General features: G+C 47.5%; 11 protein-coding genes and 1 riboswitch. Of the genes, 6 read left to right on the top strand and 5 right to left on the bottom strand.

Features of this window, described 5'->3' with window-relative positions; translation table 11 throughout:
- Position 1: 1 nt before the first annotated feature.
- Positions 2–2,089 (bottom strand): TonB-dependent receptor, encoded by a 2,088-nt coding sequence (locus F5971_RS15245; protein WP_193495793.1) that lies wholly within the window; start codon positions 2,087–2,089, stop codon positions 2–4.
- Between the two features lie 53 nt (positions 2,090–2,142).
- A riboswitch (TPP riboswitch) is annotated at positions 2,143–2,245 on the bottom strand.
- A 131-nt stretch (positions 2,246–2,376) separates the two neighbouring features.
- Positions 2,377–3,894 carry a DNA recombination protein RmuC gene (locus F5971_RS15240; protein WP_193495791.1) on the bottom strand — a complete coding sequence of 506 codons (1,518 nt, stop codon included), beginning with the start codon at positions 3,892–3,894 and terminating at the stop codon, positions 2,377–2,379.
- Positions 3,895–4,092: 198 nt separating this feature from the next.
- Between F5971_RS15240 and F5971_RS15235 the strand changes: the two genes are divergently transcribed.
- From F5971_RS15235 to F5971_RS15210, 6 genes are all read left to right on the top strand, one after another.
- A complete protein-coding gene (locus F5971_RS15235) occupies positions 4,093–4,731 on the top strand; it encodes a DUF938 domain-containing protein (RefSeq protein ID WP_223116341.1) in 639 nt (212 codons plus the stop codon).
- Between the two features lie 206 nt (positions 4,732–4,937).
- Positions 4,938–6,134, top strand: a complete 1,197-nt coding sequence (locus tag F5971_RS15230; protein ID WP_051514500.1) for a GGDEF domain-containing protein — start codon at positions 4,938–4,940, stop codon at positions 6,132–6,134.
- Between the two features lie 102 nt (positions 6,135–6,236).
- Positions 6,237–6,860, top strand: coding sequence for a TetR/AcrR family transcriptional regulator (locus F5971_RS15225; protein WP_036512267.1), 624 nt, complete (start codon positions 6,237–6,239; stop codon positions 6,858–6,860).
- Positions 6,857–7,933 carry an efflux RND transporter periplasmic adaptor subunit gene (locus tag F5971_RS15220; RefSeq protein WP_193495788.1) on the top strand — a complete coding sequence of 359 codons (1,077 nt, stop codon included), beginning with the start codon at positions 6,857–6,859 and terminating at the stop codon, positions 7,931–7,933. The genes F5971_RS15225 and F5971_RS15220 overlap by 4 nt, the downstream gene beginning before the upstream one ends.
- Positions 7,930–10,983, top strand: coding sequence for an efflux RND transporter permease subunit (locus tag F5971_RS15215; RefSeq protein WP_193495786.1), 3,054 nt, complete (start codon positions 7,930–7,932; stop codon positions 10,981–10,983). Before F5971_RS15220 ends, F5971_RS15215 begins: the two co-directional genes overlap by 4 nt.
- A gap of 10 nt (positions 10,984–10,993) precedes the next feature.
- On the top strand, positions 10,994–12,286 hold the full coding sequence (locus F5971_RS15210) for a TolC family outer membrane protein (RefSeq protein ID WP_246187823.1): 1,293 nt from the start codon (positions 10,994–10,996) through the stop codon (positions 12,284–12,286).
- A 73-nt stretch (positions 12,287–12,359) separates the two neighbouring features.
- Here the strand turns inward: F5971_RS15210 and F5971_RS15205 are convergent, their stop codons facing one another.
- From F5971_RS15205 to dcd, 3 genes are read right to left on the bottom strand one after another with little or no spacing between them, the layout of a single operon-like run.
- Complete coding sequence (locus tag F5971_RS15205) at positions 12,360–13,145, bottom strand: hypothetical protein (protein ID WP_193495781.1); 786 nt, start codon at positions 13,143–13,145, stop codon at positions 12,360–12,362.
- A 32-nt stretch (positions 13,146–13,177) separates the two neighbouring features.
- Entirely contained in the window at positions 13,178–13,882 is a 705-nt protein-coding gene (locus F5971_RS15200) for a hypothetical protein (RefSeq protein ID WP_343042650.1), read from the bottom strand.
- Complete coding sequence (dcd, locus tag F5971_RS15195; RefSeq protein WP_036512261.1) at positions 13,836–14,402, bottom strand: dCTP deaminase; 567 nt, start codon at positions 14,400–14,402, stop codon at positions 13,836–13,838. Before dcd ends, F5971_RS15200 begins: the two co-directional genes overlap by 47 nt.
- Between the last annotated feature and the right edge of the window lie 90 nt (positions 14,403–14,492).

The following is a 14,492-nucleotide window of genomic DNA, read 5'->3' as shown; positions in this document are numbered from 1 at the left end:
GTTAAAACATCAAGCGCGCCGTGACACCAAAGGTTCTCGGTGCGCCTAATTGATAATACGCACGCTCTTCATAGTTGATTCTTGGATCGTTTCCGAAGAAGAAACCACGCTCCGCAACGTCTTGATTGCCAAGGTTGCGTCCCCACAAACGCACAGACCAACTATTTTGTTGATAGCCTATGTGGGCATTGACCCATGTGTAATCCCAGGACTTGGCATCATGGCTGTCCGAGAAGTAGAACGCATCTTTTCCTTCAACACTCACGCCACTAAACCAGCCCTGCCCACGGTCATAGGCAAGCCCTAACTGGTACTGCCAATGAGGGGCATGGGCCACATCGCGTTGATGAATCCGAGCACGCGCGTCCTTAACCTTGGTCTGCAATAGACCTAACGCACCTTGAACACTCAGGCCATTATCCAACGCATACTTAAACTCGAACTCGGCACCTGTGTTATTGACCTGATCGGCATTAAACAGATAATCCACAAAGCCATCTGCGGGATTACTGGATGCCATAAAACTACCTCTTAAATGCGCATCTTTACGTTGCTGATAAAACAAGCTGGTTTGCGTGATTAAACGGCCATCCAGATAACGCCCTTTCGAGCCGATTTCATAATTCCAAAGCGACTCGGTATCAAAAATAAGTTGCTCATTACTCAATTGTGCTGGCGTAAAACCTCCGTTAACGCCACCCACTTTATACCCTTTGGAAAGGCTGGCGTAGATCGACGTTTCGGGCGTTAAAAAATGCTCTAACGCAAGACGGCCACCCCACAAGTCTTCATTTTTGCGATAGGAGGCACGCACATTGTCATCAAATGCCGTTCGGCTGTGCTCAACACGTAAACCCGATGTTAAGATCCAGTCTTCAGACAAGAGTGTTTCCAGCTCACCGTATAGGGAAACACGCTCCGTTTTAAAATCACTGGTGATTGTCCGACCAGCTCGCGGTAGACCATTGCGAAAAACATCGCGCTTTAGGTCGCTGTCTTGATGAAAAGCATGAAGGCCTGCGGTCCACTGCGTGGTGCCGTTGAAAATTTCCTGACCGGGCAAAGACACAAAACGCAATTCTGCCGTTGTTGTGTTGTATTCACGCACATACTCATCGTAGGAGCTGTAACCCCAAGGATGGAAACCGTTAAATGCCCAATCTTCATCGTATCCATAATCACTGCGCGTGTTCGAATGGCTCAGACGTGTCTCAAGTTGATAGACATCGTGGCCTGTCCAAATCGATTTAAGCGCAAAGGCTTTGCTGATTTGTCGATCCCGACCCGGCTCATCCGAAAGCGTTGTGCGGGTGTTGTCTAAACTAAAGGCGTCGTAACCGTTGTTAATATCGGCGTAAAATCCCGTCAAGTCCATTAGCCAGTCATCGGTAATCGCAAATCTCAATTTGGCGCGGATGAAGGTTTCATCAATGTTACTGGTGTTTTTACGGTTCAGGTGGTCATTGCGCATAAAGCCATCACTTTTATTTTGTGAAATGGCTAAGCGTAATCCTGCGGTATCTGTTAGCGGTGTGCTGTAGATGGCGGTTAAGGAATGCGTATTGTAATTGCCGATCGTGCCTTCAAGACTGCCTTCCGGCTGAGTCGTCGGGTCGTTTGATTGCAGGTTAATTAAGCCTGCAAGCGCATTACTTCCGTACAAGGTGCCTTGCGGGCCTCTTAACACTTCAACTTGCTTAATATCCATCAGAGTTGCAGAGGCTGCAATGCTGCTCATGTCGATTCCATCTAACAAGACCCCGACCGATGGATTGACGTGTCCAACAAATTGGCTGCGCTCACCCACCCCACGCATTTGATAAAAGCGTGCGCGTGAACTGCCTTTCGCCGAATTGACGTTGGGCGTTAAAGCTAAGACATCTTCCAAATGCTGGGCTTGGCGCGCTTCAAGTGCCTCTTCGGAAACGGCCGTCACACTGGCTGGCGTTTTAAGTTGTGTCGTAGGGCGAAAGCCTGAGGTTACCAGAATTTCATCCAACACAACGTTTGAGGATGAGGTTTGCGCCATGGCAAAGGGGGTGCTGATAAAAAGTGAGGTTAACAAAAAACCCGATAATTTAGGGCTCATATACAGTCTCCGTTGGTGATCGAAGACCCGGTCGCGCGTGAGATTATAGATGACTCTGTGAGTTGTCCTATTCCTACGCCGGCATCATCCGGATCAGGTTCAAAGGGTTCGCTTAGCATCTCAGGCATTTAAAACATGCCACCCCTTAGGATTTAATTGCTGTTGTATACAGCAGCGCGCAAGTATAGCGATTTAGGCGCGCTAGGTTAAGCTAAATGAGCAGAAAGTGCGGACGCCTCTCGTGTTTCAATGATATTTACCAGTCGCATCATCCGGCGAAGTAAAAACTAGGTCTCGGAGCGCTCCTCGTTTACCTCGGCGATAAAATCAATTTCCAGCTCCGCTTTTTCGGTAAAATACTCTGGCAACTCCGCTTTGATGCCAGGTGCAAGGTTTTTAAACTCCCCCACCTGCTTCACTAAATTGCCTCGCCCACTGATCAACTGCCCCTCGGCGGAGACATAGGCACTCACGGCCGTATCCAATCCTTTTTTCACTTTTTCGAAGCTGCTTAAAAAGCTATTCAGTTTTTTAAACACTTGCTCTGCCTTGTCTGCCAATAATGCCGTATGCTTATTCTGATCTTCATAACGCCATAACTGTCGCACAATGTTAAGACTGGTCAACAAGGTCGTGGGCGTGGCGACCAGTACATTGCGTTCGATGGCTTGTTGAAACAGTGTTTCATCGGCCTTCAAGGCTTCGACAAACGCCGATTCAATCGGAATAAACATAAACACCATTTCAGGTGAGTTTAAGCCAGGTAAACGGTAATAATCACGATCCGCCAACTCCTTAATTCGACTTCCGATGGCCTGCACATGCTCTTTAAGCGCGGCTTTACGCTCCAACTCCTCCTCTGCATTCACATAGCGCGTGTAGGCATTCAGTGAAACCTTGGCATCAATGATCAAATGCTTATCATGTGGCAAATAGACAATGGCATCTGGACGCTGCCGACCTTCTTCGGTATTGATGCTGACTTCACGCTTATAGTCTTTACCGATTTGCAGGCCGGATCGATCCAATACATTTTCAAGCACCAGCTCGCCCCAATTCCCTTGCAGCTTTTTTTGGCCTCGCAGAGCCGTTGAGAGCTGATGAGCCTCTTCAGTCATTTTATGATTCAGCTCTTTTAACGAGGCCAGCTCTTTGCGGAGCTCTCCCTGTTGCAACGTTTCGCGATGATGAATGTGTTGAACCTCTGTTTTGAAGGTGTCAATCGACTGCTGGAAAGGCGTGAGGACGGCATTCAATCCTAGACTGGTTGTTTCGTGCAAGGCTTTGGCCTTAGCCTCCAATATTTCCTCGGACAAGACTTTAAAGTGTTCAGACAAACTGTTCTTTTGCTTCTCAAAACTGGCCACTTCCCGAGCATGGCTGGCTTCTCGCGCTTTAAATTCTGTTTTAATCTGGGTGAGCTCATTGTTGAGCTGGTTATACTCGTACAACAAGGCATCATGGCGATCGGACAGAATTCTGCGCTCATCATTTAAGGCATCTGTGAGGCGGCGTATGCTCACTTCAGCCTCTTTATATTTTTCATACGACAGTTCTAAGCGCGTATTTAGCTCACTAAGTTTGGCTCTAGCCGCAGACACCTCCTCGTTAAGCTGTTTATGCACGTATTGCAACTCAAGCAGTGCCGTTTCTTTCTGTTGCAGCTGGCTTTGCGCTTCGTCATATGAGGCTTCCAGCAGGCTAATGCGCCGCGAAAGCTTAACACTTGCCCCTAGGTAACCCACTATTAGCATCATCAACCCGGTTAGGGCTAAAGGAATCAAGCTGTTTATATCAACGGGCATGGTATTTCCTAATCAATTAAAGGCTGACGAAAAGACAACAAAGTGCAGATTCAAGCTAACCAGCTAATTTTACATGGATAATTGCGAAAACTGACAATAAACCTTGTCATCTTGCCTATAAATTCCGTACTTTATATAGCAAGCGTATAACTGACTCTCTTTAATTGTATTCTCCTTTACTATGCCAAAGGTAACCCAGTGAGCCAATCATCCTACATGCAACCCCATCTGGCCAAACGCTTAAGTGCACCAGCTGCATTACGCAATCGAGAGCCTATTCGCCAAGCACTTGCCGCGCATTTGCCCAGCCCGGCATCTGTTTTAGAGATCGCCTCTGGCACAGGCGAGCATGCTCTGTATTTGTCTGACAACTTAGCTCAAGTCACATGCTGGCAACCCACGGATATAGACAGTGCTGCGCTTGAAAGTATTAATGCCTGGCAAGCCGACGCCACAACAAAGACTCTGCTGTCAGCGGCGTTCTTTGATGTATTGGCTGACACCCCCCCGCCCCTTGCGACGTTTAATACGCTGATTGCCATCAACATGGTGCACATTGCGCCTTGGACGGCAACGGAAGGATTAATGCGCTTAGCCAATCGTCATCTGTCCGTTGGAGGAATCGTCTACTTATACGGCCCGTATTGGCAATCCGGTGTTGAACCAGCGCCCAGCAATCTTGCGTTTGATGCATCCTTACGCGAACGCAATCCGCTCTGGGGAATTCGGCATTTAGACGAAGTCGTCGAACTGGCACGATGCCACCAATTACACCTGAAAACCTGCATTGATATGCCCGCCAACAACCTATCGGTCATTTTTATTCGCAAGGATTAACTGCATGGAGAGTAGAGTCACAGATGTCAACATGCCGACCCAATCTAAAAATACTCAACATTCTCCCTCCACAAGATCAACAATGTGGGCACAGTCTTCTCAGACTGTTGTATAAAATACGATAAATCAACAACAGCTCATACACAAAGACCTCAAGAGTGCTAAACTTGCAATTAGATAGTTTGTATGGATATTAAGGATAGGTAATGAAAGCAAAAAGAATGATCCGCTTACTCGATAATGCTGACGCAGCCGTTTTACTGTTAAAGCAGGACAAAGAGCAAGGCTCTAATCTTAGCTTTCGAGACCTTCCATCCCCATATCGCAAGCAAGTTTTAAACTGGGCGATCAATCAAGACTCTGAATACCTAGAACTTGAATCACACCGTTTTCAACGACTGCGGGATAAACGCCATCAAATGATTCTTGGCCATTCGGGTGATCGCCATCATCTACAGCGGACGCTATTACTGAAACTCTTACCCGAACTGCAAAAAGGTGGTGAGCCGTATAATGCAACGGCCAGTGTCTTAGGCCCTCTATTAGGCTGGGATAACTGCGTGGTTGCCAAACGCGTGAGCGCGAAAGAGTTGGATATACTTGGTTTTTGGAGTCACGGTAACCTCAAGTCACCGCAGCATCATTCTTTGGCTGGCAATGCCGCCCAGAATCTCTATGAAGGATTGCATCGTTTGCATCAGAGTGCGATCTGTCGTGAATTCCCCTTGGATTCGATGATTTCACAAACCCCATCTGCACTTTGGATAGGTCATCGTATCGACTTACCCGACAATCATGGTACAGGGCATATCTGTGCTTGGGGTAAACCTGACTTGCTTGATACAGACACAAGCGAATGGCTGATTGCACTGGCCGCCGACACCCTCGGCGCTTGGCTGTTAACGCAGTCATCGACGGGAGAGAAAAATTATGAACACAGTACTGAACCTCGCGACCTATTGACGTCTCTTCCGGGGCGCAAAACCTTTGATCTTGCCCTTCAACATGCGGTTGAAGCTTACAAACAACGCCAGCAAGACTGCTTAATTGCATTGGTTGATATCCACGGCTTCTCTGAGATCAACAACACGTATGGCCGTCAGGAAGGTGACAATTTGTTAAAGCGTTTAGCGGATGAGTTACTGGAAATGAGTCGTCGCAAAGACCAGGTGTTTCGCTTTGGCGGGGATGAGTTTATGTTGTTAATGCCCCTAACCAAAGGTCGTCCTCCTGTTGCTAAGCGTCTTAAAGCCATTGAATCGAACCTGCAAGAAAATCACCCCGAATTCAAGTTAAGCTATTCAATGGCAACCCTGTCTGATGTGAATGGCAGTGCAGAAGATCTTATGCTAAAAATTGATCAAGAATTGAACAATTTCAAACACAACTATAAACTGAACTGATCCAAATGCTGCAGTGCACAGTAAAAAGTGTCGAAGTAATATTGTACTGACCGGTCAGTAAATATAAACTAGGCACTTTTAGGACAATCGGTTTAAAACTTAATGAATAAAGGCAGACCTCCAACGCATTGCCGCGAACATCTTTTACAATGCGGCATTGAACTTTTCTACAAAAATGGCTACCACGGTACCGGCCTCAGTCTTATCTTAAAAGCGTGCGGCGTATCGAAAGGCTCGTTTTATAACTTTTTCGAGAGCAAAGAAGCCTACGCCGTTGAAGTCATCGAATACTACGAAGCGATTGAGCATGATCGTTGGCAACTCGAGTGGTCGCAACTAGAGGGCAACCATGCCACTCGCATGCGAAAAATGCTCGAAAAAACGATTGAAGACTTCGATGAAACTAAAGAGAACCTCGGCTGCCTCATCACAAATTTATCGGGTGAAATTGGTGGCGAGTCTCCGGAGTTCCGTTTAGCGATTAAAAAAGCCACCAATAAAGTATTAGGCTTTATTGAAGAAGATATCCGCATTTGCCAAGCCGAAGGCAGTGTTCGAGATGATCTCCCCGCTGCCACCCTCGCAACCATGATCTGGCATTTATGGCAAGGCGCCTTGCTGCGCATGAAAGTGGAAGGCTCAAAACAACCCTTACGTGACACGATATCGTTAACCTGGGATTACCTGCTTAAACCTATTTCTGTTCAGAAAGGATATTCAGTATGAAATCGTACGCACCACCCAAACCTTTTTTATTGCTACCGCTGTTAAGCTTAACGCTTTTTTTAACGCCAGTTGTGTTTGCTGACGATGCCCCTCCCAGAGGCGGACTGCCAGCCGAGGTTCATCGCGTTGAAATCGCAAGCCTGGACCATGTCCTTCGCGGCGTAGGAACACTGCGCGCCAATGAGTCAGTCATCATTCGCTCGGAGATTAGCGGTCGCGTTGAATCGATCCTATTTAATGAAGGCGAGATGGTCACTCAAGGTCAGGAACTCTTTCGCTTAGACAGTGCGTCTTACAATGCGGAATTGGCACAGGCGCAAGCGCAAGCGAATCTGAGTCGTCAAGAATACCAACGCGCAGCCGATTTATTGGAGCGTCGCGTGGGCTCGCAAAATGACAGAGACACCAAACTGGCCCAGTTAAGAGTCAACGAAGCTCAGGTTGAGTTCGCCAAAACCAACCTCGATAAAACACGTATTCGGGCACCGTTTGCTGGAATGATCGGCCTGCGCCACATCAGCCCAGGTGATTTTATTACGTCTGGACAAGACCTTGTCGAACTCACCGACTTTTCTGAAATGAAGATCGATTTTGCCATGCCTGAGCGCAATCTTGGTCAACTCAGTATCGGTCAAACAATTATGATTGAGGTGGATGCCTTTCCCGGTGTGAAATTCAGTGGTGAAATTTTTGCCATCTCACCCTCATCGAACACACGCAGCCACAACATTAATGTGCGTGCCAGCATCCCAAATCCTGATGGGCGCTTAAGACCCGGGCTTTTCTCTAAGGTCGAGATCGTTATTGGCCGGGATGACCACGCCATTATGATTCCTGAACAAGCCATTATGCCACTGGACAATGCATTCTTTGTCATGAAGATGGATGAAAATAACATCTTGAGTATGGCGCCTGTCACAATGGGTGCGCGCCGCTTTGGAGAGGTTCAAATAACCGAAGGCTTGACACCTGGCGATGTCGTGGTCACGGCAGGCCAAATCAAACTGCAGCCGGGCATGCCCATTACGCCCTTATTCCCACCTTCTGAAACTTCATCAGGATCCGATGTATGATACTCTCTGATATCAGTATCAAACGCCCCGTACTGGCGAGCGTGATCAGTTTACTGGTCTTACTGGTAGGACTCATTTCCTATGATCGTTTGACCATACGCGAATACCCAAAAATTGACATTCCCGTTGTGAGTGTTGATACATCCTATCCGGGTGCCAGTGCATCTATCATTGAATCTCAGGTTACTAAAATTATTGAAGACTCTTTGTCTGGAATAGAAGGGATCGATTACATGACATCGATCAGTCGTTCCGAGCGCAGTCAAATCAGTATCAATTTCAGAATTGACCGAGATCCAGACTCCGCCGCAAATGATGTTCGTGACCGCGTCAGCCGTGTCCGAGGCATGCTACCCGACGACATTGACGAACCGATAGTTGCAAAATCTGAAGCAGATGCACAACCCATCATCTGGATTGCCTTGTCTTCCGATGTCCATGATCCGATGGAAGTCAGTGAGTATGCCGAACGCCGCGTGCGGGATCCCCTACAAACTGTCGCCGGTGTTGCCAGTGTTCGCTTAGGTGGCGAACGTAGATACTCAATGCGGGTTTGGCTTGACCCCACCAGAATGGCTGCATATGGTGTCATTCCACAAGATATCGAAGAAGCCTTAAGAAGTCAGAACGTTGAAATACCGGCGGGCCGGATCGAAAGCCGTGACCGTGAATTCACCATCCTTGCTCAAACAGATCTAAATGAGACGGAAGAGTTCGAACAAGTTATTATTCGTAATGACAATGGTTACGCTGTGCGTTTAGAAGATGTCGCACGCATTGAAATAGGCCCTGAAGTCGAACGTAACTACGCTCGCTTTAATGGCGAAAATGCGATTGCGCTCGGCGTTGTTCGTCAATCAACCGCTAACCCCTTAGATGTCTCAGAGGGTGTGCGCACTATGCTGGATAGCATTAGCGCGAACCTTCCCGAAGGTATGCACATTCAAATCGCCTACGACTCCTCTGTATTTATTGAGAAGTCGATCGAATCCGTATTCCAAACACTGATGATGGCTGGCGCTCTGGTCGTGCTCGTTATCTTTTTCTTCTTACGTAACCCGAGAGCGACGCTGATTCCAGTGGTCACCATACCCTTGTCCCTAATCGGTGCGTTTGCAATGATGTATGCGATGGATTTTTCCATTAACACACTAACCTTGCTCGCACTGGTACTGGCCATCGGCTTGGTGGTGGATGATGCCATTGTTATGCTGGAAAACATCTTCCGGCATGTGGAAGAAGGTCTTCATCCAATCCAGGCCGCATTCAAGGGCAGCCGAGAAATAGGCTTTGCAATCATAGCCACCACAGCCACCCTTGTTGCGGTGTTCGTGCCTGTGAGCTTTTCGAGTGGACAAACCGGTCGCTTGTTCACTGAGTTTGCTCTGACCCTTGCGGGTGCGGTTGTCGTTTCCACCTTTATCGCACTGACGCTATCACCGATGCTCTGCTCTCGTTTACTCAAACACGAGAAAAAACACAGTGCCTTATTTAACGTCATCGAAAATGCGTTAAACAACACAAGCAAAGGCTATCATTGGCTCTTAGAAAAAACGCTGAGTTCCAAAACACTCACCTTGACAATCATGGTCGTGAGCGTTGCTGGCAGCGTCTTTTTCTACGGTAAATTGCCACAAGAACTGGCCCCAATTGAAGACCGCGGCACCATCATGACCTTCTCAGTCAACCCCGATGGCTCATCGGTTGAGTATGTCAACCGCTATGCTAAACAGGTGGAAGCGATCATTTCAGGCATCCCCGAGCGGACACATCACTTCAGCATCACTGGCTTTCCGAGCGAGACCAATTCGCTTAACTTCGTTCGCTTAGAGGACTGGGAAAACCGCACTCGCTCACAACAAGACGTGGCGCAAGAACTCACCGGACGCATTTTCGGTGGTGTACCGGGCAACATGTCGTTTGCAATCAACCTACCCTCTTTAGGCCAAAGCTTCATTTCACGTCCTGTTGAGTTTATTGTCAAAACGACTGGGGATTATCAAGACCTAAAAGTCATCACTGATGCGCTGCTAGCCAAAGTAGCCGAGAACCCAAACTTTGTTCAAGTCGACACCGACCTAAAGCTCAACAAACCTGAACTGAAGGTGACCTTGCAGCGTGATAAAGTTGCTGAAGCGGGACTCAATGTTCGCGACGTCGGCCGCAGCCTAGAAACCTTTATGGCAGGACGCAGCCTGACTCGCTTTAAACGCGCTGGTGAGCAATATGACGTTATTCTTCAGGTTGAAGATGAAATGCGCCGCACACGCGATGACATCTCCAATTTGTACGTCCGTGCGGCCAATGGTGAAATGATTCAGATGAGCAACCTCATCACCATTGAAGAAACCGTGGCTCCCCGCGAACTGAACCATTTTGACAAACTCAAAGCAGTCAAAATTCAGTCAATGCTGGTTCCAGGTTACAGTCTAGGTGATGCACTCATATTCATGGAAGCGGCACTGGCTGAAATTGATCCTACGGCCATGTTTGACTACGGCGGTCAATCTCGTGAATTTAAAGAATCCAGCAATGCCATGCAAACCACCTTTGTATTGTCGCTGATCTTTATCTTCTTAGTCTTGGCCGCTCAGTTTGAGAGTTTCAAAAACCCTCTGATTATCATGTTGGCCGTTCCCCCTGCGTTAACAGGTGCTCTAATTGCACTGTTTTATTCAGGCGGGTCGATTAACATTTATAGCCAAATTGGCTTAATAACTCTTGTCGGACTGGTCACCAAACATGGTATTCTTATTATTGAGTTTGCGAATCAGTTACAGGACAAAGGAATGGCGCTACGAGAGTCTATTATTGAGGCTGCATCCTTACGTCTGCGTCCTATTTTAATGACAACGGGCGCAACCGTTTTAGGGACCTTACCTCTGGCCATGGCCGTGGGTGCAGGTGCTGAGTCTCGTCAACAAATAGGCTGGGTTATTGTGGGTGGAATGCTACTGGGTACACTATTAACCTTATTTGTCATTCCCACTATTTACAGTATCTTTGGTAAACGTAACTTCGTTGAAGTGAAACCTGACTATGAAAATTAAGGATCGGCTTGTGAAAAAGTCAAACATCGTATGGTTACCTATACTCGTCAGCTCCTTGCTGATGAGTGCTCCGGCCTTCTCTGGACCTCTGCAGGATCTTTACCGTCTGGCCTTGGAGAACGACCCACAACTTAAACGCGCCGAAGCCGAGTTTATGGCCGGTCAAGAAGCGCCGATTCAAGGCAAAGCAGCTCTTCTTCCTCGTGTGGATTTTTCGGCAAACACCTCCGAAAGCTCTAACTCGAATGGTCGTACCGGTTATAGCGTCAGCTTAAGTCAGCCCATCTACGCAAGAGCGGCATATTATAATTTCAGATCCAGCGAGCTCAGCGCGCAAGTGTCTGCACTTGAGTTCAATAAAGCTCAGCAAGATATCATCTTGCGCACTGTTCAAAACTATCTGGAAGTACTCAGAGCGAAAAGCGTACTTGAGAATGCGCAAGCGCAAGAGCGCGCCCTACAACGCCGCCTTGATCAGGTCAACGCACAGTTCGAAGTGGGTCTAATTGCCATCACGGATGTGCAAGAAGCACTGGCCAGCTTTGACAATGCCGTCGTGCAACGCATTGATGCCGAAGGTGCTTTGCAAAACTCCTTTGAAGCACTGGAACGTTTAACAGGCCAAGCCTTTAATCAGGTCGGTAGCCTACGTGCTGAGTATCCGATTGTCGCTGTTGAACCCGCAGACCCCAGCGCTTGGCTTGAAAAAGCCCTAGAGGGCAACTTGGAGTTGCAAATTGTTGAACTTCAAGTGGACTCTTCACGCCGCAATGTTCAAAGCAAACGCAGCGAACACCTGCCAACCGTCAGTGTGAGCCTAACGCACTCTAATGCCCGCACTCACGGTGGCAACAGCAACGGCTGGTCCGATGACAACACCTTAGCATTAAATCTTAACTTACCCCTGTATCGTGGCGATGCCATCAACTCCGCACAGCGTCAAGCAGAACACCAGTTCATTGCCACTGGACATGCCTTGGATGACACACAACGTGCCGTCACCGAAAGTACACGTACCCTTCTAAGAACACTGCAAACCAGCGTTCAAAGTGTTAAGGCACGTGAACAAAGCATTCTATCGCGAGAAACCGCGCTGCGGGCAACCGAAGAAGGCTTTAATGTTGGAACACGAAACGTCGTAGATGTATTGCAAGCAGAGCAAGCGCTATTTGAAGCACGCTTGGCTTACTCAAATGCACGCATTGACCACGTGAACACCCTGTTTCGCTTTAAACAAACGCTAGGAACCTTAAGCCCAGAAGATGTGACAGCGCTCGACAACTGGCTGCTTGAACGCGATTGATTTAAAAACAACTGATATAAAAAAGGCTCCCTGAAGAGAATTCAGGGAGCCTTTTTCAATGGGCTATTACGCGTTAATGAACAATAGGCCTGTCTTCTTCATCGAAAGGAATAATCATTTCACCTGCACTGTCCAACTCCAATGCTCCCATGCTACCCGCTATCTCCAATAGCGACTGTAAGAGCAAATCGGTCAAGTGCAAACTCACAATCAAGCCTGCTGGCGGGTTATCGCCAAACATTTCCTCATCAATGCGATCATCAATTCTCAAACCCAGTAGCAGAGGGTTTTCAAGAATCAAAGGTGCCAAATCCTCAGGTGAAAACACCGAATAATCCGATGCAATCTGCACGGCCAACTGATAGGCGTTGTGCGGCTCGCTGTTCAGCTTTTCGGTATAATCTTGTTCTGCCGCCATGAAAATTCGACCTAGCTCACTTTGCTGATGGGCAAGATTCGGCTTAGCGGAACTGAAGTCGGTATAGCTTACCGGTTTGACACTGTCCAGTTCTGCGGCATCGACCATGAACTGCCCTTGGTCATCCACGTCTAACCAACCACGGTTAACAGCGACGGCCAGCAACCCCTCAAGCGTTGCTGCAACCACATTGCTGTAGACGATAGCCCCTACAGAGGGGTTATCCATTTCAGTTGGATCTTCAATTAAACCCGACGGTCGAGCTGCGAGGATTTTAGGATCTTGGCTGATCATTTCAGCCATACGTTGCGGATCGGCCATCAACATTTGATGCGCAATATGATGCGCTGTCAGGTAAGGTTGATGGTGCCCTTGTACTTCAACAGCTTCGACATATTTTAGTCGAACTCTGTCTAGCAGATCGGCTAATGATTTGCTCATCCGTGTTCTCCATTTATGCTGAATTCTGTGAACTAATGAAGCGTTATTCCTAAAGGTTTAACGCTATCTTTGATTTTGTCAAAAGCATTGCGCAACTCTTCTAATGGAATCAGACCAAAATCAAGCGGATCGGCGGGTATTTCAAACCAATCCAACGACCAGATACGAGTCATTATTTCGAACTCGCCGATGATCGCATCAAGAAAAATCATAACGGCTTCAACACGTGCATCCATTTCAAGAACTTCAGGCAGTGCATCCATGTACACAGCTAGCTGGAGACGCCCCTCAATAAGACGGAGTGAGCACCAGTAGTCTTCTATACGGCATTCTTCATCGCCTAGATTCACACAGGAGGGCACTGGATCACAACGATCATTAAATGCCCTAAACTCTATTCCCCTGAGTGCAGGCGCAGCACTGATCAAACTCAAGACTGAGTGGATAGACTCAGGGTAACCATCACATCCAAAGACCATTTCAACAGGTCCTTCACCTTCTTCACGCTCAAAGTGGAAGGTCAGATTACGATCAATTTTATGCAAAATATCACGGTAATGGTCAAGCAAAAGATCGGCATCAAAATAGGTATCATTTTGACTGTCGAGTAGCTGATCTAATGTTTGCTCAAGTTGCTGCCAAAAAGCAACAATTTGTTCATAATTAACAATCATAAATGTCGATGCTTTTTCAAGTTCTAGGCACAACAACGCCCGTCTGTCCCTGATATTTTCCATTACGATCCCTGTAAGACGTTTCGCAAACTTCATCCGCACCTAAAAATAACATCTGAGCAACACCCTCATGCGCGTAAATACGAGCAGGCAAAGGCGTGGTGTTCGAGAACTCTAAGGTCACATGACCTTCCCACTCAGGCTCAAGTGGGGTTACATTCACGATGATGCCACAACGAGCATAGGTGCTTTTACCTAAGCAAATGGTGAGGACATCACGCGGTATACGAAAATATTCTACAGTACGTGCCAGTGCAAATGAGTTGGGAGGTATGATACAAACATCTGATTTCACATCGACAAAACTGCGATCATCAAAGTTTTTTGGATCCACGATCGATGAGTTGATATTCGTAAAAATTTTGAACTCATCCGCGCAGCGTACATCATAACCATAGCTCGATGTTCCGTAAGATACAATCGGCTGGTCATTTGCGCGGCGCACTTGATTTGGTTCAAATGGATCAATCATGCCATGTTCCATGGCCATTTTACGAATCCAGCGATCTGACTTGATTCCCATACACTCTCACACATTAGGTTTGCTTATATTCAAGCCGACCATTCTAACGCTTTTGACACAAAAAAGCCGCCTCTTTTTACACGAGACGGC

The sequence above is a fragment of the Nitrincola alkalisediminis genome (genome assembly GCF_009821115.1).
In the GTDB taxonomy this organism is placed as follows: Bacteria; Pseudomonadota; Gammaproteobacteria; order Pseudomonadales; family Balneatricaceae; genus Nitrincola; species Nitrincola alkalisediminis.
Note: the sequence above shows the minus strand (reverse complement) of the source record. Positions and strands in the feature narration are given on the sequence as shown.

What these genes read in the sequence shown, in the direction of transcription:
- F5971_RS15245 (WP_193495793.1), bottom strand. Translation starts at nt 2,089, where the DNA reads ATGAGCCCTAAATTATCGGGTTTTTTGTTAACCTCACTTTTTATCAGC.
- F5971_RS15240 (WP_193495791.1), bottom strand. Translation starts at nt 3,894, where the DNA reads ATGCCCGTTGATATAAACAGCTTGATTCCTTTAGCCCTAACCGGGTTG.
- F5971_RS15230 (WP_051514500.1), top strand. Translation starts at nt 4,938, where the DNA reads ATGAAAGCAAAAAGAATGATCCGCTTACTCGATAATGCTGACGCAGCC.
- F5971_RS15225 (WP_036512267.1), top strand. Translation starts at nt 6,237, where the DNA reads ATGAATAAAGGCAGACCTCCAACGCATTGCCGCGAACATCTTTTACAA.
- F5971_RS15220 (WP_193495788.1), top strand. Translation starts at nt 6,857, where the DNA reads ATGAAATCGTACGCACCACCCAAACCTTTTTTATTGCTACCGCTGTTA.
- F5971_RS15215 (WP_193495786.1), top strand. Translation starts at nt 7,930, where the DNA reads ATGATACTCTCTGATATCAGTATCAAACGCCCCGTACTGGCGAGCGTG.
- F5971_RS15205 (WP_193495781.1), bottom strand. Translation starts at nt 13,145, where the DNA reads ATGAGCAAATCATTAGCCGATCTGCTAGACAGAGTTCGACTAAAATAT.
- F5971_RS15200 (WP_343042650.1), bottom strand. Translation starts at nt 13,882, where the DNA reads ATGGAAAATATCAGGGACAGACGGGCGTTGTTGTGCCTAGAACTTGAA.
- dcd (WP_036512261.1), bottom strand. Translation starts at nt 14,402, where the DNA reads ATGGGAATCAAGTCAGATCGCTGGATTCGTAAAATGGCCATGGAACAT.